Consider the following 25,408-nt stretch of genomic DNA (forward strand, 5'->3'; position numbering starts at 1 on the left):
TGAATGGTCTTTAACAACAACCGTTATTGGGTGTGCAACAAGCGTTTTGAAGGTCTGATAGTTTTACTTTTGGTTTTTGGGCTGGGATACCACAGTTGTCTTTAGCCAAACAATCTGTTTGTTTTGTGGTAAGTTGGAAGTTCGTGCCGTCAAAATCCAACCCAAATTTTTGAATGGTTTCTCCTTGGTATTCCACTTCAATTTCGGCATCATTAAGGCCAAGGGTCTTTTCTGAAAGTTCTATGATGTGCACGAGTTTTTCTGGATGCAATCGGTGATTGTAATCGTTGGCATTCCAAAGCTGGAAGTTGATGACTTCTTCCTGTCTCACCGTTCCACCACAATCGATAAAATGCTTCGTGATTTTGCCTATTTCCGTTACGTGGAAATGTTCAGGAACCAAGGTTCCGTTTGGTAATTGGAACGCTAGTGTGTCCAACTGTTCCAAATGTTTTTTTACTTCTGATAGTTTCATATCTATAGGTTTTTAGCAAAGCTGCAATTAAATATGTTTGAATTTTAGCAACAATCCGTTTTTGGAATGTCCTTGTTGAGGAATTCAGAGAGAAGGGTTTTCATCTCCGTCCAATTTTCTTTGTGAATGCAATAGCATACACTGGTGCCTTCAATATTTCCCTTAATCAAACCAAGTTGTTTGAGTTCTTTTAAATGTTGGGAAATGGTTGGTTGTGCTAGGCCAATTTCTTCAACCAAATCACCACAGGCGCAAGCATCAATTTTGAACAAATGCTCTAGTATGGCCACTCTTGCAGGGTGACCAAACGCTTTTGCCAATAGGGCTATTTGGTTTTGGTAATCGGTAAATATTTCGGTTTTGGTGATGCCCATAAGTTCTTTAATTGTTTCATTGCAATATTACGATTAAGTAAGACGGTAACAAAATTATTTTTCTTAAAATGTATCACTTAATGTTATTTGCTATACAATTCAAACCAAGTAATTTCGGGGCGCATGCCCAATCTTCCAGGGAATCCCAGCCAGCCCAAGCCTTTGTTGACATATAAAAACTGCTCATGGTGCATGTACAGGCCTTCCCAATGTTTGTACTTGTATTTTATGGGACTCCAAGTTTTGTTTTTGTAATTGACACCGAATTGCATACCATGGGTATGACCGGAGAGGGTTAAAGCAATATCCGTATTGTCCAAAACCTCTTCACTCCAATGGGTGGGATTGTGGGACAATAAGATTTTAAAAGGAATGTGCTCTGTGTTTTTCATTGCCTTTCGTAAATCGCCATATTGTTTAAAAGGAGGCGTGCCCCAATTTTGTACCCCAATTATAGCAATGCTTTCGTTGTTGGTTTCTAGATTTTCAGACTCATCCATGAGTAATGTGAAGTCAATCTTTTTAAAGAAATTCTGTATGTCATTGAAATTTTCATGTTTGTCCTTGTCCTTGTCCCATTTGGAATAATCGCCGTAGTCGTGATTGCCCAACACTGCATATTTCCCTTTGGTAGCCTTTAGTTTATTGAGCACTTTATCCCATCCAATCAGTTCCCAAGCATAGTTATTGACAAGGTCACCCGTAAAAACAATTACATCTGGATGAAGGCTGTTGATGAGTCGTACGGCTTTTTCAAGAATGTCGTATTTATAGTTGAAACTGCCGATGTGCAAATCGGATATCTGGACAATTTTTAATCCATGAAAAGCTTCAGGAAGTTTCTTGAAATGTAATTTATGGTGAATGATTTTAAAGCGGTAAACCGCTTTAAAAATTCCGTAGAGAATTACGGCAAAGGGAAGCAAGCCAGCTAAAAGTCCCACAATAGGAATAATGACTGCCGATTCGGTTTCTGAAAATGCTTGATTGGCATAAAATAGAATTGAAATGACAATTACAAAGACAATTTTTGGGATAAATGAGGACACCGTTAGGCCGTACAAAGATGAAATGAGTAAATGCTTTCTCCTTGGATTGATATCGTCCAAAATGACTTTAAGAATGATAATGCCAACCACAAGTCCAATGGTGAAAGTCCAAAACAATATGTTTATTGCAATTTTTAAAGTTGAAGAACTAAAAAGTTTGGTAATGGATTGCAACCAATAAAATGCCAATGCGTCAACAATTAAGATAGCAAGACACAATAGCAAAATTGAAAACAATGAATAACTTTTCATAATGGTTCTATTGTTTGTTTTCTAAACGCCTTTTGTCTCGCAATGCCCAATAAATTCCCTTCACATCAGCTGCCCATGTATCATACATAAAGATAAGGGTGATTTCCTCTACCGTTTCCAGGATGCCAATAGCCAACATGATGTAAAAGAGGGCATACTCCGGACTAAAAAACAGCGACCACAATATAAAAATACTTTGTACCACGGCAGACAGTTTTGCCAAATAGGTATGAAATGCAGTGGCTTTGCCATATTTATAATAGGCAATGAACATTTGTATAATAAAGGGAAAAAACGCAATTAAAATTAAGGTAAGATTGGTTTTTATAAAGCCAGATTCAAAATTTAAAAGTCCAATTAACCCCATAATTAGGGTAATTTGATCGCCAATAGAGTCTAATTGAGAACCTCTAGGACTGGTTATTTTTAATTTTCTTGCCAGTTGGCCGTCAATGGCATCTGTAAGGTAGCTAACCAGCAGAAAACAAGAAAAAATGAATCTTAAATCCAACCAGATTAATATCAAAAGTAGAGGAGAAATGATGATCCGGTAGAATGAAAACCAATCGGCAATATTGAAATTTTTAAACGTAAACATGGATTGTTTAAACCTTTAGCATCTATATAGGATTTAATTTAAAAAGAAATACGTTGCATTGCAAATGCTTTACTGCTCTAATAAGAATAAAGGTACATTTGTACCATAAGTTTTACTATGATATTTCTCAGATTTTAAAGGTTTTATGTGTTAAAAAAGTGAAATAAATAGTCTTGTATTGATAATTATCATTTTATGTTAACTGGTTTATTTATAGCTTAGTAAGGATAATGTGTTGGCATGATAAAATATGTTTTTTGAGTGCTAATGCAAAAACTAACATGCAATGGACGCTTCAGTGTTTTTGACCAAATTTTGGGGATGGTATCTTATCATTTTCTTCTTTGTGTTAAGTTTTAATCCCAAACGGATACGACAAATTTTTAGGGATTTAAGGAATGAAAAATTTCTTATTCTTACCGCCTTTATTGCCATATTGGTAGGATTGGTAAATATTCTGTTCCACAATATTTGGGAGTTGAATGAGAAATTAATCATTACTTTAATAGGATGGTTTTCTTTGTTTATAGGTTTATCGCTATTCATATTTCCTAAGCCTACGGTAGACTGGTTGGAATTTATAAACATAAAATTAGTGCAAGTTTTCTACATGCTCCTTTTTTTGATAGGGTTGTTTTTGTTGAATACAGCCTATCAAATAGTGCCAATTTAATCGTGGGGTTGAACCCATCAAAAAGTGGCGTGAATTAGTTATTTATTGGAGTTCTAAAACATTTAGCCATGAAAAAAATACTCTTACCAACAGATTTTTCCGAAAACTCGTGGAACGCCATAACGTATGCTCTACAATTGTTCAAGAATGAAGAATGTACTTTTTTTCTGTTGAATACCTTTGCGCCTGCTGTTTACCAAGTAGAGTACCTGTTGGTAATGCCCCAACCAGATGAAACACTGAATGTTTATAAAGAAAGCTCTCTGAGAAATTTGGAAATGTTAAAGGAGAGGATGCAAACGGAGTTCAGTAATCCCAAACATTCTATTGAAACCATTTCAATTTTTAACACCTTGGTTCATCAAATAAATGAAGAGATACAAGATAAATCTATTGATTATATTATAATGGGAACAAAAGGGGCTACGGGCGCTAGGGAAATTCTTTTTGGTTCCAATACGGTGTTTGTGTTGAAAAAAGTAAAATGTCCAATCATTGCGGTACCTGAGACCTTTACTTATGAATCTCCTCATGAAATTTTGTTTCCCACTGATTATGGAATTAACTATCAAGATGAACATATACAACCGCTTTTGAATCTTACAGGAAACAATGTGGCAAGAATAAATATTCTGCATGTAGATAAGGGGAGAGGTTTAACCGAGTATCAAGAAAGGAATAAACAACAACTGGAGTCTTATTTTAAGCATTCGGCTTATTTATTTCACAGTGTACAAAATGAAAGTGTTCAGGAGGCCATTGCAAATTTTCAGTTAAAAGTGAGAGTGAATTTATTGGTTATGCTAAACAACAAACACTCTTTTTTTGAAAACCTGTTCTTTAAATCTACTATAAATCAAATAGGTTTTCATTTGAACATTCCCTTTTTTGTTATTCCTACCAAGCTTGGGAAAAAATAACAGGGTTTTAAAGACCTTCGTGTTATGAATAGTTCATCATTCTAAACTGAGATTAATAATCTCTCCAGTTTTTGTATTGATATCGTATTCATAAACGTTTACTTCAGAAGTTTCCATGCCTTTGGTTGAATGTATTAAAGGGCTTAAGGTTGGTCTAACCCTAAAATATGGATTAGGGTTGTCTCCATTCGCTTCTGTAATATTTTCACCTTTTAAAGGAACATAGGAACGAATACGGCAATTACCGCCCAATGTAGATTTTATCCTTGCATTGGCTAGTGTTCCATTTTTCCAATTTATATCCACAGTAAACCCTCCATATGTTTTAAGGCCTTTAATGGAGCCTTCTTTCCATGTGTCAGGTAAAGCCGAAAGTAGGTGGATAGCGCCATCGTGACTTTGCAATAACATTTCGGTAATCCCTGATGTGCAGCCAAAATTACCATCAATTTGAAAAGGTGGGTGGGCATCAAACAAGTTGGGATAAGTGCCTCCTTCGTGACTTCCATCTTCTTGTATGGATGGTTTTAGTTGGTCCTTGATTAATTTCAACGCATGATTTCCGTCCAATAATCGCGCCCAAAGGTTGACTTTCCAGCCCATGGACCATCCTGTAGATTTATCACCACGAGCAAGTAGTGAGGTTTTGGCTGCAGCAAACAAATTAGGCGTTCTAAAAGGCGATATTTGGTTGGATGGAAAAAGTCCATATAAATGGGATACATGGCGGTGTTTGTCGCCTTCCTGGTCCCAATCTTCCATCCATTCTTTAAGTTGCCCCCAATTACCCACTTGCATAGGAGCTAATTTGGGTAGTATTGAACTTAAACTGTCGGCATATGTTTTGTCAATCCCTAGGTTTTTGGAAGCCTCAATAACATTGTTGAAGACATCATTAACCAGCTGATTGTCCATAGTGGTCCCACCTGCAATGGTAGTTTTTTCATGGTGGGAATTTTCCGGAGACATGGAAGGACAAATTACCAACCAATTATTTTTGGGTTCTTCAACCAAGATATCTTTATAAAATAATGAGATCCCTTTTAAAATTTGGTAATTCTCTTTCAAAAAATCTTTATCTCCTGTAAACAGGTAATGGTACCAAAGATGTTGACTCAACCAAGCACCTCCCATTGGCCATAAGCCGTAATAACCCCCATCTACAACTCCGGATATTCGCCATATGTCGGTATTATGGTGGATGTTCCAACCTCTAGCGCCGTAAATTTTTGAGGCTGATTCTACGCCAGTTTTTGAAATATCCCCAATAAGGTCGAACAATGGGCTGTGCATTTCCGAAAGGTTGGTTGGTTCGGCAGGCCAATAGTTCATTTCCGTATTGATGTTGACAGTGTATTTGCTATCCCAGGGCGGTTTTATTTTGTTGTTCCAAAGTCCTTGTAGGTTGGCAGCCTGGGTTCCTGGTTGTGAGCTTGAAATTAAAAGATAGCGTCCAAATTGATAGTACAATGCAACTAATTGAGGATCATTTGAAGTGTTAAACTGCTCCAAACGTACATCTGTTGGGTTGTTGATGGAATCTGTTGTTCCAAGATCAATTTCAACCCTGTCAAAATAGTTTTTGTACACTGTTGAATGTGCCTTTTGTAACTCAACAAATTCTTTTTTATAGGCTGTTTCTAATAATTTAGAAGCTTTTAAATCGGCATCCTCCGTAAGGTCATTGTAGGACTTGAAATTGGTAGCTACCGATAAGTAAATTATTAGTTTGTCGGCATTGGAAATAACCAATGAACTATCCGTTGAAGTGAGCTTTCCTCCTAAAATCTTGGGCTTAATAATGGATGTGAATTTTACACTCCCTTTTTTGTTTTCGTAATCACTACTGATGCCTCGCAACCATAAGGCATTGCTGTTCACTTCTGAATTCTGATTTTCATGAGGGCTATTAACCGAAAGGATACAAGAAATGCTGGAAGGGGTGTTGGAAGATATTTCAACTGCAATAATATCATCTTCAAGGGATGCGATGACTTTTCTTTGGTAATTGATGCCATTGGCTGTGTATTTTACGGTAGATACGGCATTTGAGATGTCTAAATCTCTGTAATAATCGGTAATATTTGTGCTGTCAGGTATGGTTATTTGCAAATTGCCCACTGGCTGATAGCACATGCCATAGTTGTTATTCTTACTTGCTCGACGCGGTAAATAGGTATTTGCCAAATTTTGAGCCTCCTCATATTTGCCTTCAAAAATGAGCTGACGAATTCTGGGTAAGTGTTCCTTAATCTCTGGGAGTATATTGTTTCCGGGCCCCCCGGCCCAAACAGTTTCTTCATTAAACTGAATGACCTCTTGGTTGGTTTTGCCATAAACCATGGCGCCAATTCTTCCGTTCCCAATAGGTAAAGCTTCCTCCCAAAGTTTTGCTGGTTTATCGTACCAAAGTTTAAGATGTTTTTCGGGAGTTGTTGTTTCCGAAGGCTTATCCGCGGAACAGTTTGAAAAAGAAATAGCAAGAAAGCCTACTGAAAGTAATTTGATTATAGTGTTCAATTTTGTCTTAATCATCAAGTTTGGTTTTTCTGGTTGATTAAAGACCAATTAGGTTCATCCAATCGTTCTTAATTTATGTGAAAATACTGAACTTTTTTATCTTAAATTAAGAATGAATTCAAAAGGTGTTTCGACACTCTATGTAATAAAGGGTAACTGGTGAACAGTGAGTGTATTGCGGCTATTTTTTTTCAATAAGCAATCTGGACAGGGCTTCTGGATACCCACGTTGAATGGCCAATTCACCTGCGAAAACATCAATCTCTTTTTTGGAGATGCTGTTCAATAATTGGTTTTGTTCAGGCTTAGTTTTAATAGGAGGGATTATGGATTCCTCTTGAATTTTATGGATGATTTGATTAGCAACTGTTAAGGCAGAAGAGGCTTTGATAATTTCGCTTCTGGCATAAGACTTACTAGGGAAGCTAACTTCTCCAACCCTTAAGCTTGGGTCATCTCCAGAAATTTGCTGGGCCCCATACAGAGGTGGACCGCCAAGAGTTGCAGATTCAAAAGCAGGTACAAATTTTGCTACAAAGTCTATCGCTTTTTTAGTTCTGTCTTTAATTTCATTGTCGTTCCAACCGCGATTTAATTTTTCCTTAATATCATCACTGAATTCAGGTTGGGCACCATTATTTTTTGATTGTACCAATCCATTTTCGAACAAAGTAATGTCTTTGGTCATACCATGAATTTGATAGTAGTTGTCACAATAAGGGGTAAGTTGTGCCATTCCATGAGGGGTGCCGCGTTCTCCATGAAAAATGAGTTCAGGAATTAATCCGGGAATAGCTTGCCATTTAGAAACATAAGCCGCTTTAAATTCAATATGGCGTTTACTGTTTAATCGTAGAGATTCATCAAATTTTCCAGTATTAAAACCACTAGAATTAACCAGATATTTGACTTTATAAACGACATCTTGAGTGTGTATTTCCCAGTTATGATCTAACTTTTGATTACGGACGTCTCTAATCTTAGTGACAGAGGTATTTGTCTTAAGATTGCACTTGTCAGATTTCGTCAAAGCTAATTGCGCTTGGGCAGCCAGCCTAAAAAGATTCCATCCATATTCTTGAACCAGGACCACAGGTGTTTTTAATTTTTTATAATCAATAAACCTAATGGCATTGGTCATCCACTCATCTGGAGTGTTTGGATGCTCTATTGTTGGTTTGTTGGATAAGGCTGTTAAATCTTCATAATTATATACCTTATAATAGTCCTTAGGAGTACCAAGAATTTCATTTTCAGGGTCTTTTTCTATTAATGCTTCGTAATACGTCACGAGCATGTCCAGACGTTCCAAAATGTTCTTTATGTCTTGCTGTTCTGATTTAGGAATACTAATAAATGTTGGTCTTTCATCAATAGATTGCGGAAATAATCGCGCCATCTCTATCGACTGCTTCATGAGAATTTTGCATTGTTCATCAGAGATTTCAGGATATAGATTTCCTCCGGCATGTAAATGACAAAATGGAGGGCCGTTAACTACGCTGCTTTCTTGTTCGAACACTACACTGTCTATGCCATGGTTGGCTAATTCCAATGCTGTAACTACGCCTGAAATTCCACCTCCAATAATCCCAACATTGTAAATTTTACTCATGCTAAAACAGGTTTTGTAGCTCAGAGAAATCATCGAGCACTAAAGTAGGGTTGTTATCTGCAATATTTTCGTTGTAGTTATAGCCGTAAGTTAGACCAATACTTTCCATGTTGGCATTATGAGCGGCTAGGATATCATTTTTGGAATCACCAACCATGATGCTTTTTTCAACAGATGTACCTTGGGTGTCTACCAAATGAAGTAGGGGAGCTGCATTGGGTTTTTTTTGAGGTAACGAATTTTCGCCAATCCAATCTTTGAAGAATTGCTTGATTTCTAATGTATCTAAAATGGGCTCGATAAAATCCAATGGTTTATTGGTGCAGATTACCATGTTATAGCCTTTGTTATCAAGATCGTTTAAGGTTTCCAATACTCCCGGATACATAAATGTGTCTACACAAGTATCTTCTTTGTAGGCTGAAAAATAAATGTCAAAAGCGTCATTTAATAGGACTTCCGAAATGTTTTTATTTTGCATGGAAAGTTCTAGAGATCTCCTTACCAGAGGTTTCGCCCCGTTACCAACAAACGGAGTGACCTGTTCTACGGTTAAAGGCAATAGTTTATAATGAGATAACATTTTGTTTATTGCCAAGGTGAGATCTGGAATGCTATTGATGAGCGTACCATCAAAGTCGAAGATAATGAGTTCTTTGTCTTTATAGTTCACAATGCGAATTTTGAGGCAAAGATGCGGAAGTTTTAATTAAATAGTAAGTGTTTATGGTAATTTTAAGAATATATTGGGTGTAGACGTATTGATGCTCAAGGAATAAATTGTTGCCGAAAGAAGCTATTTGCAGGAAATAGGGTAATGCGTGTTGTATAGTATTGTCAACGGTTTTTTATTGACTACTGCTTTGATCAAACTTTGTTAATTTTTTTCGGTTTTGGTTATGTGTAGTTGCTTGGCTTAGCAGTTAACTTAATGGGTATAGACCAAACTAAAAATCCTCCAGGATTTTCAGAAATAGTGAGAACAAACAATTACTTAGAGTCAATGATGTGGGGAGTAATTTATAATGTTAAAATTTGTCAATTACTATTCAAAAGGCTTCTAAATGCTTCCCATTTAATCGGATCTCCATTTATTTGGAATGTTCTTGAGTTTTTATCAATAGTGGTAATTGCACCAATTCCCGCACCACCTACGGTAAATATCAAAGTTCCAATTCCCGTTAGCACATCATAATCATTTGGTGATCCTCCTGATCCACTTATAAGAAGAATTGCAGCACCAGCACCAATTGATGCACCCATTAATATGTTATTACCTCCAGATCTTTTAGTTTTAATTGAACCTATATTTTCGAAAGAGATGGTTATGGGATTTTTATTCCGTTTTAATGTTAAACTAGATTTGTCAGTCGATAACAACTTTCCTTTTGCAATTTTCTTACCGTTTAAATCGTAAACTCTCAAAAAAGTTTTTGATTTCAATTCTTTCTCTTGAGCGTTTAAACTATAGCACAAGGAAAAAGTCAAAATGAGGATTAGATATTTCATGACAAAAATTTTAAGTATTCATTCCATTTTATTGTTAGATTGTATTATACTAAAATGGGTTGATCTTTTTTGAGTTGATTTTCGGTCGTTCAAAGCGATCCTTTCAAATCGTTAAAGGATTAAAATTACATCATTTTTACGATACAATTTGTAGTTGATGTTGGAATTGAGATGTGCCCTGGCAGGTTTTCTCAGACCCAAGCAGAAATGAGTTCTTAGGTTGTTGTAAATATAGACCGCTTGCTTAATTAGTTTTTGAGTTGGAAAAATTCTTTTTTTGGGACAAATCGTATGCAGTTTAGTATTCACTTTCGTATGCAAAAGCAAGAATCTGTTCAGATGTAAACATAAAATAAGCGGTTTAGTAAAACCTAAACCGCTTATTTGCAAATGATTGATTGTTGTAGCGAGGACGAGATTTGAACTCGTGACCTCTGGGTTATGAACTCCAAGGAAATCGTTTCAAAAACGTATTTACTGGGCTTTCAGAGCTACAATTTTATAAAATCGTATGCAAAACCGTATGCAGGTTTTGGTTTTTGGTTAAAACAATATTTATTCGAATATAGTCAAAAGTATTCAAAATATGAAAGTGATAAAAAGAAAAATTATGGTGGAATTTTGATAGGTTTTTAGGTGAATAATTCACTATTTTAGAATGCGATCTCATACTGTATTTAGCACTTAAAATTGTTCAAAATAGCTTTGAGAAAGTTCTATTGGATATTGGCATATTGTTCCAGATAGAAAATGTAATTAAGGAATTTGAATTCTATTTGAATTCGTGTAATGAGCTAAAATTTCGCTACGCTAAATAGGTAAGGAGGAGGGCAAAGTTCAATGTGTAATAAATATTGTGGCTAGAAATTCAATGGAGTTTTATGTGATAAAAAGCGTGATAATTTTGTGATAAAAAAATATCACAAACAATATTTTTGTTTTTTTTTGGATAGTTGAGTTACACTAATAATCCTATTAATAAGGTATTTTTTAATGCTAATAGAGTGCATTGAATAGTTGCAACTGTTTGTTTTTTGTGATACAAATTGAAGTTTATTTATTGATTATTACTTTAATTATAATTGAGTCCATTTTATTATGCAAGGGGGAGTGGGGAATAAATTAGAAAAACTATGATTTGAGAAACCTACCAATGTGAGGCACCTGAATCTCAAATCATAGTTCATGAATAAGGAAACAGGGTTTCCGTTGAATTTCTAATTTATTGGAGTTGGAAGCATTGGAATACAAGGCAATTTTAAACGATGCTATTTCGCTCAGTTTAAGATTCCGTTGCGAGAAAAAATCGTAGAATTTTTTGGAGTAGGAATCTGTAGTCTCCTTATTGGTCAGAAATCCGCCAAAGCGGATAGTAAAGCAATGCGTTTTGCATAATATAGTCAATTGGTATAATTTTCAAATTCTCCACCTTTAGCACTGAAGAGATACGCTAAATTTTGTAAGACAATTTGTAATACAAATGTAAGACAGTTGTCTTATAAATTTCTTTTTTGTTTTTTGAACTGTTGATTTGACCACGCTTGCGGTCTAAATTAGCCTATTTTTAGAGGTTTTTGGGTGTCTGTGGCTTCAATAACGGTTATTGATGTTATTGTTGGAGTATTGTTATTTGTAAGACAGATTGTGGTTTTTAAGAAATTTAGTGGAGTACTTGTATCAAAAACATTTTCAATAAGGTCACTTTGTTTGATTTGATAGCTGGCTAAAATTAAAGGTTTAATTTTAATTGATTTTCTACTATTCTTTCGAGTTGATTTTTTTTGAAATCGAACCAATCTTGTCTAAAATCAGAATTGTCGATTGAATTCTTAAAATTTTGGAACGGTTTTCTTTTTTGTAAAATATTTTCCAAATGTGATTTGAATAGAGTATCAGGAATTTGGTCAATAAATCGTTCCATTATATTAAACGATTCAAAACTTTCTAAAGGTTCTATTTTTATTAAGTGCCCTTTGTTCCATTTGATATTTTTTAGTTCATCATTAAAACATTCCCTAAATTCTTCTTCGTCCAAAAAATTTGAAAAATTCGGAATTGTTATAATTTCGTTCGTTTTAGGATTGAAATAACATTCGTTTCCACAATCTAATTCTTGCGCAATTTCTTTAATTATTTTCGACCTTGAATTTTCCATTTAGAATCCGATTTTTCTGTTCGTTAAAGTCAAATCTAGTAAATTTTTTTTCTAATCTGATAGGGGTGTTTTAAATTAAAGCAATGAATTATACACGGTGTTACACACTGGCTTTTTCTATTATTTCACTCATTATTTCCTTGGGTTGACGCCAATTCAATTGCTTGAAAGGTGTTAAATTCAATTTCTCAGTTAATTCTCGAATCACAGAAGAATTAAAAATTTCATATTCATATTTCAGGTAGTCAATCTTTGAAATATTGTAATTGATAATTCCAGTCATTTTTTTATCGTTATCAGTCGAGTAGAATTTCAATTCACCCACATTGTCAACAAGAAATTCTGCATCAGTTTTAATTTTTTCAAAATCTAATTGTGCGTAAAAATTTTCAAGGAACAATAAATGAATTTTATCTAATTCAGTAGTGGAAAATCTAGGGATTATTACAGAATAAAAACTTTTTGAATTAACAAAGAGTAAACATTTTTTTCTAGCAATGTATAATACAGAAGCGTTCCATTTTCCAAAAATATTTTCAACAGTTAGAGTTCTGTTATCAATTCTTTTTTTTATTAATTTTTCTAGTTTTTTTGTCGTAAATATTTCAGTCATTGGCTTGTGTGTAACGCCGCCGTTGTGACGTAGTAAGGTTTAAAGATAGGCAAAGGAAAATTATATTACACGTTTGCGAGGATTTTCCGTGAGGAAAATCGGAAGCAATCAATTATACACCGTGTTGCCTACAGTATTTTTAATTTCCATATGATTGCTCGTAATAAGTCAAATAGTTTTGATTAACGACTTTTTTAATTTTTGACAATAATAAAAGTCGGTCATCTTGAGAATATTGTTTTTCATTTATCCAACCTGGTAGTCCATATTCAAAAATCAAAAGAATTGCTTGAACGAACTGGTCTATGTTTTCTGCAAGTCTTAAATGGACTTTATCATATTCCATATCGTACATAATTATTTCGCCAGATTTTTTATCAAGTCCCATGTAGAATGGGTCACTTAAACCGAAAAATACAAAGTCGCTATTCTCATTTAATTTTTCAAGAAAGTCAAATCCGATTGTGCGACCTGATAGGTCGTAATTTGTATGCAAATCATTCAAGAAGTCTCCAGTCAGATTTAAGCCTTTGTTTTTTGATTCAGGGATTAAAATTTCATTCAGATATTCTTGTTCATCCGATATATTAAAACTTCCGAAAAGTTCTTTTAGTTTATCTACAAATTCAATTGCGTTTAGTTTTTCCATATTGTAGGCAACGGCCTGCGGTATGAAACGTTGCGCATTTCGGAGCACAAACCTATCAACCCGCTAAGCCGTTGATTAAATGTTATTTGGTTTAAATATAGCACTATCCGCGCAATGTTTTATGACCGCTTGTTGTAGCCAGTTTTTCTTTCCGTACAATCTCAATTATCTGAAAAATCAAGAATCCTCCAAAGAATACAAGTGCTGAAATACCATCTCTTTGCCAAGTATAATAAATGACCATTCCAAGAGCTATTGGCATCAAGTAGTTCATTACTTTTCCAAAAATCCGAAAATTATTTAGTGATTTATCTGACATTTTTGATTTAATCCGATTCGTTATATTTTGAAAGAAAAGTCCTAGCAAATGAGCTATTGTCACTAATATTATAAATCCCAAGATGATAACTGTAATAAATCTCTCAGTACCAGCTTGAGTAAATACCCTAACTAAAAATCGCACACTAAAAATTAGTACACCTAAAATTATGAGAGGTTTGAAAAACTTAGTCCACAATGTCTTTAAGAATTCTTTTCTGTCCATTTCAAAGCTATTTTATGGTTTTTCCATTGTAATCTATTAAATACCTATTTGATTCAAAATCAATCAGCTCAATTTTGTTCTTATGAATGGTTACCTCCTCTTTTCCATCTGGATTAACCCATATATCACGCCCCCCATAACTCCATTTTATATTTCCATTCCTGTCAATCCGATGTATTTGCAATTCACCTCTTAAAAGAAAATCATCTTCTAAGTCATAAAATTCAAAAATCTCAGCCATATCAGGTCTGATTTTCCAATTGAATTTCATCTTATCTAAATCAAACGAAGCTAAAGTGAATCCCAAACTTATTATCAATTCATCATCAAGCAGTTTAACAGATTGACTGTTGTCATCCATTGTTGATAAATGAAAGTAGCAACCACCATCAATTCCAGAAATCAAGCAATTTTTAAATGGCTCTCCGTTTTGTGTGCAAATCAAAGCTAATTGTGAAGTCCACTTACCTTCATCACCAATCTCTATTTTAAAATCATATGTTTGATTAGCAATAATATTCTGAGGTGAATAGGAACTCTCGTAAATCAAATCAATTTTCCATTTTGCAGATTCAACCGTCAAATTCTGTATGTCAAAGTTATTTGTTTGCACTGTCTCTCCTAAAATGTCTTGTCCTGAAATATGGCTACAACGGTTTGTGTATAGTTTTGTTGCGTGAAAATCCGTAGGATTTTCGTGTTAAGAAACTAAGATAGTAAGTTGCGAGGATTTTCCGTGAGGAAAATCGGAAGCAATGAATTATACACGGTGTTGTGCTTAGTTTTTTTTTCTTAGATTTTCTTAATCAAGTCATCAAACTCAGCTGATAATTTTAGAAATTCTTTAGTCCAATTATTGGCTATAGAAATTTCTTGAATAGTTGATGTCGGAGCAAACTCAACACCAAGTAGAATCTTGTCTATTGGTCTGTCATATTTTAAATTCTCAATTTGTTTTTTTAAATTTTTAATTACTTCTTCAGGAGATAATGGACTCCAAACTGATTCTACGGAGTTTGACAAAAAATCAATTGTCGTTTCTAAAATCTCCTTTAAAAGTTTTTTATCGTCCATTTATCAGTTCAGAGTGATTTTTGGCATTTTTCAAATCAGATTTCCATTTTTCCGTATGCTCGTCAGGTTTTAAATCAGAAATCCGTTCAAGTAGATAATTTCTTAATTGGTCAACAGTCCAATTTTCGTTAGTCATTGTGAAAAGTACTTCGCGTTTCCAAATATTAGGAATAAATCGAAACCAATTTCGCCATTTTTCAGTCAATTCAGCTTTTTCTATGGCTCGATAAATTAGTCCATTACAATCAATAAATAATTTATTTTTATACAATTCATAAAATATTGATTCCCTATCTGTATAGATAAATTTATCGAAAAGTATGTAGTCAGTTAGGTCTTCTGAATTCCACTTCTTTTCGGATATGTTCAATAATGGAAAATTCATTTTCATCAATTAAGCACAACGGTTTGGCTATGATTCCGTTGCGAGGAAAATCCGTAGGATTTTCGGAGTAGGAATCAATAGTAGTGTTAATATACAAAGTTTCGCTTAAACATCTAATTGAGCAATGGATTATAGCCGTTGTTGGCAATAGTTTATTCAGCCATATTAGTAGTTGCAACTTCTCTGTGTAATTTCCATCTACCGTCCTTTTTATCCTTTTTCAAAATAGCTAAAAAAGTATCAGTAATTTCTACCGCTTTGCCCTCTTTGTTAGTATAGTAAACAGAGCTAGTTCCAAAATCGTAAGCCACACTATCACTTACAATTATGGTCTCTTTAGGTCTCATGACCAGACTGTCGTAACTAAATAATTCATTTGGGTTCGACCTTTGAGTTTTATATTGTTCCCATTCTCCGCATACTGGTGTAAATGAAATAATGTCTTTTGTTCCAAACATTTTCAGATCTTGATATCTTTTTTCTTTAATAGCAAGTTCAAAGCCACTTCTTGTTTCTTCGATTGATTTTAATTCTGCTTCAATATCAATTTTATTTTCAACAGTCATTAGATTTTTGTCTAATTTCTTATCTCTATTGTTATTACAGGCAGTAAAAATTATTAGAATTGTCAATAAATATAGAAGTCTCATATATATTAAATTTTGTTTAGTTTAAATTATTGCCAACGGTTTGTGTATAGTTTCGTTGCGTGAAAATCCGCAGGATTTTCGTGTTAAGAAACTAAGATAATAAAGTTGCGAGGATTTTCCGTGAGGAAAATCAGAAGCAATGAATTATACATGGTGTTGTAACACGTTTTTATTTTAAAAATGATTTTTAATTTTTTAGTGAAACTACAGCATTTACGATAAAAATAATAAATGAAATTCCTGTTGCTAAATAAATTATATTAAAATTAATATCAGTAAAACTCATTAATGTAATGGAAATAACAAATGATGTAAAATGAATTTTTGACCAAAATAAATTAGTGTTTATTTTTAAAACGCTAAGAATGAGGTAAAACGTAAAATACAATAAAGGTAAATAAGCAGTAAAAAAATCAATTGGTGAGTTTATGATTTGAAGTTGCCATCCTATGGTCTGATTTAGTTTAATCATTGTGGCAAGTGCATCGCCAAGCAAGGAAGCTAACAAAAAACTAAAGAAAAAGACTAGGAATAGACGTGTTTTTAGTAATACATCAAAATTCATTTAATTAATATTTTGAACTAAAATAAGTTATTAAAGATTGTACTGAGTTTTTTTAATTATTACGGTCTGAATTAAGTCAGATTGAGAGCTGTTCTCTTTAGATTTACTGTCAGATTTATTTTTTTAGAGTGGCTATTAAATGTGTTACAACGGTTTGTGTATAGTTTCGTTGCGTGAAAATCCGCAGGATTTTCGGGTTTAAGAAACTAAGATAGCAAAGTTGCGAGGATTTTCCGCGAGGAAAATCAGAAGCAATGAATTATACACTGTGTTGTGCATAGTGTTTTGTTTTAAAACATTATTGACAAAATGGAGATAATAGCAAGTGCTAAAACGCAATTCCAGGGATTTGCTATGTTTTCGTTCCAATAATTTTTATTCCATATTTTTTGAAGTCTTATCCATTTATTAAGGGATAGAATTGAAATTAATGATGAAAACAAAATTTTAATAAAGGTACCAATCAAATTCAAGATCAGATATGGGATAGCAAAAATTATACCCTCAATTGTTCTTGGAGCTTCCCATATTAGATCGGCGATTGATTCCCATTTATTATTTTTTTTTGTCAATTTATTCTTGTTTATTCATTTTTTATGGTCTATCAAGTATGCGTTGGGGAGGTAATGCTTGTATTATTAAATTGAACGATTTTTTTCTTTAGACATTATGCACAACGGTTTGTGTATAGTTTCGTTGCGTGAAAATCCGCAGGATTTTCGGGTTAAGAAACTAAGATAGCAAAGTTGCGAGGATTTTCCGTGAGGAAAATCAGAAGCAATGAATTATACACGGTGTTGTAACCAGTTTTTTAATTTGGTTTTTCATTTTTCAGTAACGCTGAGTAAATTTTCATTAGTCTTTTTTCATAAATTCCAAAAGATGACTTTGTTATTAAAACACCAATAATTGGAAAAGTCAGCATTAAAATCAATTCAAAACTCAAAATATCTGCTCCATTAGTTAATTTGTAAATAGCAACTCCCCAAAGTCCGACAAACGTTGCTATCAGAAACAAGTTAGTTAATAAGTCAAATTCGTTTTTAATTTCAATGATTGTTTTTCTGTCTGTTTTTTCTTTTAAATCTATAACAGATATAATGTTATAACCTTTCCCGTGAGTGTTTTTCATATATCCATATAATTTTGTCTCGCTCAATTGTGTTACTGTTAATTTTGTAGTTGGTGATTTCAAATCATTCCGAACAATATCAATTGGTTTATCAGATACAAGATTGTGTTTTTTTATAAATAACATTCTTTAGAGATCTGATTTTGAATTGGTTACAACGGTTTGTGTATAGTTTCGTTGCGTGAAAATCCGCAGGATTTTCGGGTTTAAGAAACTAAGATAGCAAAGTTGCGAGGATTTTCCGTGAGGAAAATCGGAAGCAATGAATTATACACTGTGTTAGCCACAGTTATTTTTATTCCATTCCGAATTTTGCGTATAACTTCGGAAATCTATTTTTTAATTCATTTTTATCTTCTTCCCATTCTTCTCCAGTAATTTCAAAATTTTCTTGAATTCCATTAGGCATGTCATTTCCTGTCTTTTTTTCATAAATGTCAGTTGGAATATAACTTAAACCTTCCCAATCTCCATCGTTTGTTTCTTTGAGTTCGGAAAGTGATTCAATATTCTGAACTGCACTTTCAAATACTGATTTTCCTTGTCCAATTAACCAACCTCTAAAATCAGAGAAACAGTCATCAGAGCAACCTCCATTTATTATATATGCAGCAGCCCAAAAATCCCAAGTATAGATTTCCCCTTTTAATGTTCTAAATTTATTGTCGAATTCTAAAACTTCTTTTGCAGTTAGTTTTAATAATTCTCTTTCAAGTAGAGATTGTTGTTTTTCATAATCTCCAGAACTTTCAGATTTTGTAATCTCAATAATTTTCCAAAATTTTTCTGAATCCATAATTTCTTTAGAATCTTGAATTGATTCTGTGATTTCAGTATTTTGAAATTTGATAAACTCTTTAAAACTTTTAGCAAAACCAAAATGATAAATTGCCATTGAATAAACAAAAACCATAACCAATAAAGGGATTTTATTGATAAAAGGTGTGTCTAAAGTTGCTAAACCAACTAATGCTCCTAGAAGTGCTAAAGAAAATAAAATTATTGAAACAATTTTCGCCCAATTCTTTCCTTTATAAACCATTATTAACAGTCCGATTGTCAATGAAAACCTTATTATTTGTTGAATAAGTTTTCCTGATTCAATTCAATTTCAGGTCGAACAGAGTGATAAAAATATATTGTGTGAATTGAAACTAATAAAATACTTATTGAAATCAGTATTGTTCTTTTCTTTCCAAGTTTAGTTAATTCGTTCATTTTTTGGTTTAATTGTGGCTAACGTGTAAGCTAAGGTTAGTGTGGGAGGGAGATAATCGGCAGATTATCAACCGAGCCACTAAGCTTAAGCTTATTTATGGTTTTTAGTTTATCGGAATAAAAGTAACTAAATAAGGTTAAGTGACCTAGCAAGTACAAACAGAACTTAGAATTTAGTCTAAAAACCCACATTAACTTTAGGTATTGTTGTAAAACGTTTTTAATCAGTGGGTATTTCAATAAATTCCGATAATATTTTTCCATTTTTAGAATTTATTTTTATCACTTTCGATTGATTATTTTCTAATTTACTTTTCAAAGTCCAAATCAGTTTCTTTTTCTCAAAATCAATATCCCAAAAATATATTTTATTCAGACCATTCTCATTTCCTATTTGAAGTGCTTTTTTCAAGTCAATTTTTGTATGATTCTGCAAGACTCTTAAGTAAGGCTCTAAAATATCTTGAGTGTCTTTTTTATTCCAAGGTGTTGTGCAATTCAGATTAAATGGAATCAATAATTCCGTCAATTCGAGGTCTTGACAAGTTATTCGATAATTCAGCCAAAACTGTATCGCTGGATATTCAGAATTTTTGAATTCAGCTAAACTTATGCGTTCAAGTCCTTTTTCGGGATTATGAATTTCTACTATCGTTTTTGATTTATCGAATTTAAAGTTTGCTTCTAGGATGTCTTTATCAACTATAAATTTAAGTTTCTCTTCAACTCGATGTTCGGCACAAGAAATTATTCCATCGATGAAGTTTTGTGAGTTAGAAACCCAAAAATTCATTAGTAGTAAGATTGTTAGCAGGATTTTCATTCAAATGTTTTACAACGTTTTGTGTATAGTTTCGTTGCGTGAAAATCCGCAGGATTTTCAGGTTTAAGAAACTAAGATAGCAAAGTTGCGAGGATTTTCCGTGAGGAAAATCAGAAGCAATGAATTATACACGTTGTTGTATGCCGTTTTTTTATTTTCCATTTCTACATTCCTCAACTAATTTTCGAGTTAAGGAATCCATTTTAATTCTGTCTTTATATTCAAATTCGGTTATTGTGTCTTTATAGAGCTCAAAATCTGTATATCTTATAGTCAATGGTGAATCCGAAGAGAATCCAGTTTCAGTTTTCCCAGCGTAATTTCCAGAGCCACCAAGTCTGACTCCTGGAACATTCTTTATTCCTGTAACATAATTCTCGTATTGTTCAATCTTTGTTCGATTTCCATTGTTGTCCACGAGATAGTATTCGTGGTCTATAATTCCTGCTTTAAATTCCGGTTTGATAATCAGAACTCCATTTTGAGGAATCTCTAAAATTTTTCTGTCATTTTCTGTCTTTGGCATTATTCCACATTCTTCTCCGTAAACTATTTTGAATTGTCCGCTGAAGTTTTCAGGAATCAGGTAAGTTTCTGCCTCTGGTTTTGTCAAATAAGACCTTAAGTATGAAAATCCAAAAATTAAGACTATTGAGCAGAATGCGACAAGAGGAAATAATAGTAATCTAATTAGATTTTTCTTAATTGATTTATTCTTTTCTTCCTTTGGCAATTTCCAATCAAGATATAGAAGTTGAAAAATCATTCCAATTGTCCATAAATAGAAAATCGGAATGCTAAAGGCGTTAATCCAAGGATCTATTATCAAGTAAAGAACCCAAACCCAAGCGTAAGAGAATATTCCAGACACAATTATAATTCCGATTGCACGTAATATTTTGTTTTCGGTTGGTATTAAACCTAAAAGGTTATTTCCGATTACCGAAATTCCAATTGCAAGTGGAACTGTCCAAAATAGGTAAGACCAAATGTCGCCATCTCCAAACCAATCTTGTGAAAAAAGCACAATTAATGCTGTCACAATTCCAGTGACAATGTGAATTAATCCGCTATATAATTTGATTGGTTTTCGCATTTTTGTATTATACTGAAATAGGTTGACCTTTTTTTGGTTGATTTTCGGTTGTTCAAAACGATGTTTTCAAATCGTTAGAGGATTTAAAATTACATTATTTTTTCGATACGATTTGTAGTTGATGTTTGGATTGAGATGTACTTCGGCAGGTTTTCTCAGATCCAGGCTGAAATGAGCTCTTAGGTTGTTGTAAATATAGACCGCTTGCTGTGTCATTTTTTTGGCTAGTTCCGTGTTTTTAATGGTTTGTTTCAGCCCATATTCATGTTTTAGGGTTCTGTTAATACGTTCTGCAACGGCGTTTTCATAAGGATCGTATTGTTCTGTCATACTCATGGTAATGCCGTTTTGTTCAGCAAACTGCGAGTATTTGGGATTGCAGTACTGGAACCCTCTGTCAGAATGATGGATGAGCTTTTGGTTGCGATATTTTCTGTTTTTAATGGCCATGGCGAGTGCATCTTTGCAAAGAGATGTTCTCATATGGCTGTCTAGTTTATACCCCATAATTTGCTTGGAATAGGCATCGGTTACCAATGCTAGGTAGTTGTGTCCGTTTTCGGTTTTAATGTATGTTATGTCGCTTACCCAAAGCTGTTCTGGTTGGGTGGGGACGTGGTCCTTAACAAGGTTTTTATATTTTTTGAACATGTGGTTGGAGTTTGTTGTAGTGATGTAATTTTTGGCTTTAGGTATTAGTAGTCTGTTAAGCCTTAGAAACCTATAGAATTTATCTCTGCCAATCTTAATATTGGCATTTATAAAATCTTGTTTCAGCTCACTGTAGAGCTTGATTCCACCAGTTTTAGAGCCTACTTTTTTACGGTAACCCTTAACTAAAGAAATTAGTTTTTGTTGGTCTATTTCTTGTTTTTGTTGTGTTTTGAGTCTTTTGTAGAAGGCTTGCTTAGATATCCCAAAACATCCATAGAGCCATTTTCTTTTAAACGGTCTTTTTTCTTTTTCTCTATCTCTTTTGCCAATGTTTTGGGTAATGACTTTTTTGACATGTCGACACCTGTAATAAGTTCCATATCAGCGATAATGTCCTGTTGGAAGTCCTTTTGGAACTCCAGTTCTTCAATACGCTCTTTCAGCTTTTTAATTTCGTCGTTTTTGCTCATACCAGTGTTTCGTTGCACTAAGGTACTGTATTTTCTTAACCAATAGGCTATGGTGGTTCTGGGAACCTCATATTTTTTGGAAGCTTGGTTGTTGGATAGCTGTCCGCTAATGATTTGGTCAACGACCAGAAGTTTGGTCTCTAGATTGACTTTTTGGTAGCTTTTTTTTCGCCAGTGTTGTTTTTCGTGTTTCATAAGTGACTGTAATTGTTTGTTCAATTTTTAGTCAACCTATTTCAGGAAAATTCATTTCTCAAATGGCATACAACGGTTTGTGTATAGTTTCGTTGCGTGAAAATCCGCAGGATTTTCAGGGTTAAGAAACTAAGATAGTAAAGTTGCGAGGATTTTCCGAGAGGAAAATCAGAAGCAATGAATTATACACTGTGTTGGCAAAACGTTTTTTATATTTTAATAATTTTGAATGTTGTATCCTTATTTATTCTTAGAAAATAATAGCCATTTTTAAAATTGCTTATATCAATCTTTTGGTCTGAAAGCATTATTTTTTTGTACAATTCATTTCCTGATAAATCATAAATAAGTATTAATGAATTTTCCTTAAAACCTTGCAGATGAATATAATCTGAGGTTGGATTTGGAAAGATATTAAGCTTCTTGAAGTCTATGTCTTGCACTGAAAGCATTGTATTTTCAGATTTTGAAATTTTTCCAGCGAGATTTTCAGCGATGTACATATCTGTACCGTTAGTAATGGTTTGAACGGGACCATTCAATCCAGTTATAAAATCTTCTATCAAAATTGGGTTACTTGAAACATCTACGCTAGCAATTCTATTATTATCTCTCTCAGCGATATAAAGTATATTGCCATTGAACATCAATCCTAAAGGAGTATTGAGATTTGTAATGAAATCAGTAGCTAAATAATTGGTATTGCTAACATCTATTTGTACGATTTTATTTGCGTATGGATCAGAAAAATAAAGAAAGTTATCTTTTATCTCCAAAGAAGCTGTATATGCTTGATTTGATATTATTTCAATAGGAACAGGGTTATCGTCTAAAACATCAATAAAAGATACTTTACCATTATTTGGAAGTGTATCGACACCAGATCCCGAGCTGAAATACAAAAAGTCTCCAAACGATTTTAAACTCCAAGGTTTGTAAACGTCTAGCACATCAATTATTGTTGGCGATTGTGAGTTGACATTAATCTTAGAAATTTTGTCGCTTTGAAAATTCGCGAAATATAGTTCATTACCAATAATTTCAATATCTGTTATGACATCACCTATATTGATTATTTCCTCAATAATTATTGGGTCTGAAAGCACATTAATTTTGGAAATAATCCCATCACTTGTTTGAGAGAAATATAGTTCGTTTCCATAAAAAGCCAAACCACCTGGAAAGTTTAATCCTGTAACAACATCAGTGACCTGTCCTTGTGAATAATTCGTTACGAAAATTAAGAATAGTAAAAACTTAATGCGAATTTGGTTCATAATATAGCTTTAAATGTTTGCCAACGGTGGGTATATGTTTAGCTTTAGCGTTGTTTTGCCGTCATAAATGTATGGATAATATTCCTACATCCCTATATTTATGAAAGGCAAAATGGAACATATACCGTGTTGTGAGCTTTAGTTTTAAACCACGTGCTGCTGAGCAATTTTTTTAAGTTTAAAAATCTCATTTCATTAATTTTTTTCGGACCAATGAAATGAGCTAAATGTCCGTAGGCCAGTTTCACACCCCTTGCTGAATTCCGATGTTTTTACAGGTCCAATGAATTATGTAACTGGCATGGATCGTTTGACCTGGGCGCTTTTTAATCTTTTAATTCTTTTAGTTCTGTAGGGCGTTGCGCTGGTCCGGCCAGGTACGGGATTTCACCCCTTTGGGGGATTGTTTCTGTGGTCGGAATCCAGTACCTTGGCATTCAAGTTTTGTACGACACCGCTCGTTTGAAAATACATTTTCACGGCGCTTCCCGCCGAAAACTTGGAAGCGGATGGGCCCCTGGCCATCCCCTTGGACCAACCCAACGCCAAGCTGTCCACTTCAATTAAAATCAAGCGCAAAAACATCGAATTGAAAATCAAAAGGTGAAGCTGGTCTATTGCTTACAACGGTTGGGCTATGATTCCGTTGCGAGGAAAATCCGTAGGATTTTCGGAGTAGGAATCGAGCCAAGTTAAATATACAGGTTTTTGGTTTAGCATATAGCGAGCAATGGATTATAGCCGGTGTTGGCAACTGGCTTTTTTATACTTTTACTAATTCGGCCATTTATAATCTTCATCATTCTCAAAAGGGACTCCAAGTTCTAAATCAGTTATAATTCCATATTCTACGTGTAAAGTCAGCCAGTTTTCTTCGTTAAAATGAGTTGTGAAAAAATCATAATCGTCGATTTCCCAATCAGATGTTAAATCCGCAAAAATCTCTTTTTTTACAAAGTTTAATTCCGCTCCAATTATTTTATTTCCGTTGAATTTTAGTTCAGGATTTATAGTTCTTAAATATCCAAATCGGTCATTTTCATTTTGATAAAAAGTCAGACGTAATTTTTTAGAATTCCATTCCAAAATCAGCTCATTGTCATCGTCTTCATTAGTCAAAATTCGGTCTGGTTTATTTAAAATTCTGATGACTTCTTTTCGTGTCATTCCAAATTTTAAATTATCAACTCCGATTTTTGGTTTCAGTTCCATAGTTTGTTTTTAGCTTGTTGCCAACGGTTTGTATAACCGTCAGTTACGGGTTAATATGCGTTAATTTTTCGGTTTAGAACTGGCGTTAGCAATTCCGAGTGGATTCGGACGTAGTCGAATCCGCCGTAATTGCGGTTATACATTGTTGTAGTGCGTTTTTTAATTTATTATTATGGGAATCACAACGTCGTCTTTGTCAAAAGTTTTTATCTGAATCGCTCCATTTTTTCCCTCTCGTTTTCCCCAAATGGCAATTGCTTGATTAATTCCTAAATTATTTATTTCTTTTACTTTTTTTGAAATTAAACGTCGATAAACATATCTGTAATCGTGAGTTGGTATCCCGTCTACCATATAAAATATTTCTTTATTTGGGTCAATATTTTTCACGAACTCAAAGTCAATTGCTAATTCAGGATTAAAGTCCGCCACATTATTCAGTCCGATTATTTTTTGGTAATTCGATTCGTATTTGATTTCCGATAAAGGCTTTTCGATAACTTCTATCGATTTATTATTTTTTCGTTCAGAAATAAATTCAGTCGGATTTGTCAAAACCCATTCATTATTGACAACAATTAAGGTTTTGTCATTGATTTTTATTCTCTCCATTTGAGTTTTACAACTTAAAAACAAAGTTGAAATCAGAAGTAAAATTATTGTCGTTTTTCTCATTTCTCAAATGCACTACAACGGTTTGTGTATAGTTTC

The 25,408-nt window shown here is 33.7% G+C and carries 28 protein-coding genes; 2 read left to right on the plus strand and 26 right to left on the minus strand.

Features of this window, described 5'->3' with window-relative positions:
* Positions 1-10 precede the first annotated feature (10 nt).
* From RBH95_RS06675 to RBH95_RS06690, 4 genes are all read right to left on the minus strand, one after another.
* Entirely contained in the window at positions 11-475 is a 465-nt protein-coding gene (locus tag RBH95_RS06675) for a DUF6428 family protein (RefSeq protein WP_307901904.1), read from the minus strand.
* Positions 476-519: 44 nt separating this feature from the next.
* Positions 520-849 (minus strand): helix-turn-helix transcriptional regulator, encoded by a 330-nt coding sequence (locus RBH95_RS06680; protein ID WP_053978545.1) that lies wholly within the window; start codon positions 847-849, stop codon positions 520-522.
* 83 nt (positions 850-932) lie between these two features.
* Entirely contained in the window at positions 933-2,150 is a 1,218-nt protein-coding gene (locus tag RBH95_RS06685) for a metallophosphoesterase (RefSeq protein WP_307901905.1), read from the minus strand.
* 7 nt (positions 2,151-2,157) lie between these two features.
* Positions 2,158-2,748: a CDP-alcohol phosphatidyltransferase family protein gene (locus RBH95_RS06690; protein ID WP_307901906.1), complete on the minus strand. Its 591-nt coding sequence runs from the start codon at positions 2,746-2,748 to the stop codon at positions 2,158-2,160.
* 286 nt (positions 2,749-3,034) lie between these two features.
* Here RBH95_RS06690 and RBH95_RS06695 point away from each other — a divergent pair, with 286 nt between their 5' ends.
* Positions 3,035-3,421 (plus strand): hypothetical protein, encoded by a 387-nt coding sequence (locus RBH95_RS06695; protein ID WP_307901907.1) that lies wholly within the window; start codon positions 3,035-3,037, stop codon positions 3,419-3,421.
* Positions 3,422-3,489: 68 nt separating this feature from the next.
* Positions 3,490-4,341, plus strand: a complete 852-nt coding sequence (locus RBH95_RS06700; protein WP_307901908.1) for a universal stress protein — start codon at positions 3,490-3,492, stop codon at positions 4,339-4,341.
* Between the two features lie 36 nt (positions 4,342-4,377).
* On the opposite strand, the gene RBH95_RS06705 is transcribed toward RBH95_RS06700, so the two are convergent.
* The 22 genes from RBH95_RS06705 to RBH95_RS06810 all read right to left on the minus strand — a co-directional run bounded on the left by RBH95_RS06705 (position 4,378) and on the right by RBH95_RS06810 (position 25,309).
* On the minus strand, positions 4,378-6,876 hold the full coding sequence (locus RBH95_RS06705) for a glycoside hydrolase family 95 protein (RefSeq protein WP_307901909.1): 2,499 nt from the start codon (positions 6,874-6,876) through the stop codon (positions 4,378-4,380).
* 166 nt (positions 6,877-7,042) lie between these two features.
* The gene (locus RBH95_RS06710; RefSeq protein WP_307901910.1) at positions 7,043-8,476 is read right to left on the minus strand and encodes an FAD-dependent oxidoreductase; all 1,434 of its coding nucleotides are present in this window, start codon (positions 8,474-8,476) and stop codon (positions 7,043-7,045) included.
* Position 8,477: 1 nt separating this feature from the next.
* Positions 8,478-9,149, minus strand: a complete 672-nt coding sequence (locus RBH95_RS06715; protein ID WP_307901911.1) for a phosphoglycolate phosphatase — start codon at positions 9,147-9,149, stop codon at positions 8,478-8,480.
* Positions 9,150-9,514: 365 nt separating this feature from the next.
* Entirely contained in the window at positions 9,515-9,985 is a 471-nt protein-coding gene (locus RBH95_RS06720; RefSeq protein ID WP_307901912.1) for a hypothetical protein, read from the minus strand.
* Between the two features lie 1,729 nt (positions 9,986-11,714).
* Positions 11,715-12,140: a UPF0158 family protein gene (locus RBH95_RS06725; RefSeq protein WP_307901913.1), complete on the minus strand. Its 426-nt coding sequence runs from the start codon at positions 12,138-12,140 to the stop codon at positions 11,715-11,717.
* 100 nt (positions 12,141-12,240) lie between these two features.
* Positions 12,241-12,753: a hypothetical protein gene (locus RBH95_RS06730; protein WP_307901914.1), complete on the minus strand. Its 513-nt coding sequence runs from the start codon at positions 12,751-12,753 to the stop codon at positions 12,241-12,243.
* A gap of 139 nt (positions 12,754-12,892) precedes the next feature.
* On the minus strand, positions 12,893-13,402 hold the full coding sequence (locus tag RBH95_RS06735; protein ID WP_307901915.1) for a hypothetical protein: 510 nt from the start codon (positions 13,400-13,402) through the stop codon (positions 12,893-12,895).
* Positions 13,403-13,505: 103 nt separating this feature from the next.
* A complete protein-coding gene (locus RBH95_RS06740; protein WP_307901916.1) occupies positions 13,506-13,946 on the minus strand; it encodes a hypothetical protein in 441 nt (146 codons plus the stop codon).
* A gap of 7 nt (positions 13,947-13,953) precedes the next feature.
* Positions 13,954-14,529 (minus strand): hypothetical protein, encoded by a 576-nt coding sequence (locus RBH95_RS06745; protein WP_307901917.1) that lies wholly within the window; start codon positions 14,527-14,529, stop codon positions 13,954-13,956.
* 209 nt (positions 14,530-14,738) lie between these two features.
* On the minus strand, positions 14,739-15,020 hold the full coding sequence (locus RBH95_RS06750; protein WP_307901918.1) for a hypothetical protein: 282 nt from the start codon (positions 15,018-15,020) through the stop codon (positions 14,739-14,741).
* Positions 15,010-15,405 (minus strand): hypothetical protein, encoded by a 396-nt coding sequence (locus tag RBH95_RS06755; RefSeq protein ID WP_307901919.1) that lies wholly within the window; start codon positions 15,403-15,405, stop codon positions 15,010-15,012. Before RBH95_RS06755 ends, RBH95_RS06750 begins: the two co-directional genes overlap by 11 nt.
* 152 nt (positions 15,406-15,557) lie before the next feature.
* The gene (locus RBH95_RS06760) at positions 15,558-16,055 is read right to left on the minus strand and encodes a hypothetical protein (protein WP_307901920.1); all 498 of its coding nucleotides are present in this window, start codon (positions 16,053-16,055) and stop codon (positions 15,558-15,560) included.
* A gap of 187 nt (positions 16,056-16,242) precedes the next feature.
* Entirely contained in the window at positions 16,243-16,620 is a 378-nt protein-coding gene (locus tag RBH95_RS06765; RefSeq protein WP_307901922.1) for a hypothetical protein, read from the minus strand.
* 811 nt (positions 16,621-17,431) lie between these two features.
* Complete coding sequence (locus RBH95_RS06770; protein ID WP_307901923.1) at positions 17,432-17,878, minus strand: hypothetical protein; 447 nt, start codon at positions 17,876-17,878, stop codon at positions 17,432-17,434.
* A 169-nt stretch (positions 17,879-18,047) separates the two neighbouring features.
* Complete coding sequence (locus tag RBH95_RS06775) at positions 18,048-18,794, minus strand: DUF4240 domain-containing protein (RefSeq protein WP_307901924.1); 747 nt, start codon at positions 18,792-18,794, stop codon at positions 18,048-18,050.
* A 396-nt stretch (positions 18,795-19,190) separates the two neighbouring features.
* Positions 19,191-19,793, minus strand: coding sequence for a hypothetical protein (locus tag RBH95_RS06780; RefSeq protein WP_307901925.1), 603 nt, complete (start codon positions 19,791-19,793; stop codon positions 19,191-19,193).
* Between the two features lie 151 nt (positions 19,794-19,944).
* Positions 19,945-20,889, minus strand: a complete 945-nt coding sequence (locus tag RBH95_RS06785) for a hypothetical protein (protein ID WP_307901926.1) — start codon at positions 20,887-20,889, stop codon at positions 19,945-19,947.
* 66 nt (positions 20,890-20,955) lie between these two features.
* Positions 20,956-21,804 (minus strand): IS3 family transposase, encoded by an 849-nt coding sequence (locus RBH95_RS06790; protein ID WP_307902240.1) that lies wholly within the window; start codon positions 21,802-21,804, stop codon positions 20,956-20,958.
* Positions 21,750-22,208 carry a helix-turn-helix domain-containing protein gene (locus RBH95_RS06795; protein ID WP_307901927.1) on the minus strand — a complete coding sequence of 153 codons (459 nt, stop codon included), beginning with the start codon at positions 22,206-22,208 and terminating at the stop codon, positions 21,750-21,752. Before RBH95_RS06795 ends, RBH95_RS06790 begins: the two co-directional genes overlap by 55 nt.
* Positions 22,209-22,417: 209 nt before the next feature.
* Positions 22,418-23,485, minus strand: a complete 1,068-nt coding sequence (locus RBH95_RS06800) for a T9SS type A sorting domain-containing protein (protein ID WP_307901929.1) — start codon at positions 23,483-23,485, stop codon at positions 22,418-22,420.
* 774 nt (positions 23,486-24,259) lie between these two features.
* Complete coding sequence (locus tag RBH95_RS06805) at positions 24,260-24,697, minus strand: hypothetical protein (RefSeq protein WP_307901931.1); 438 nt, start codon at positions 24,695-24,697, stop codon at positions 24,260-24,262.
* A 159-nt stretch (positions 24,698-24,856) separates the two neighbouring features.
* Positions 24,857-25,309 carry a hypothetical protein gene (locus RBH95_RS06810; RefSeq protein ID WP_307901932.1) on the minus strand — a complete coding sequence of 151 codons (453 nt, stop codon included), beginning with the start codon at positions 25,307-25,309 and terminating at the stop codon, positions 24,857-24,859.
* Positions 25,310-25,408: the final 99 nt, after the last annotated feature.

This window comes from Mangrovimonas sp. YM274, assembly GCF_030908385.1.
In the GTDB taxonomy this organism is placed as follows: Bacteria; Bacteroidota; Bacteroidia; order Flavobacteriales; family Flavobacteriaceae; genus Mangrovimonas_A.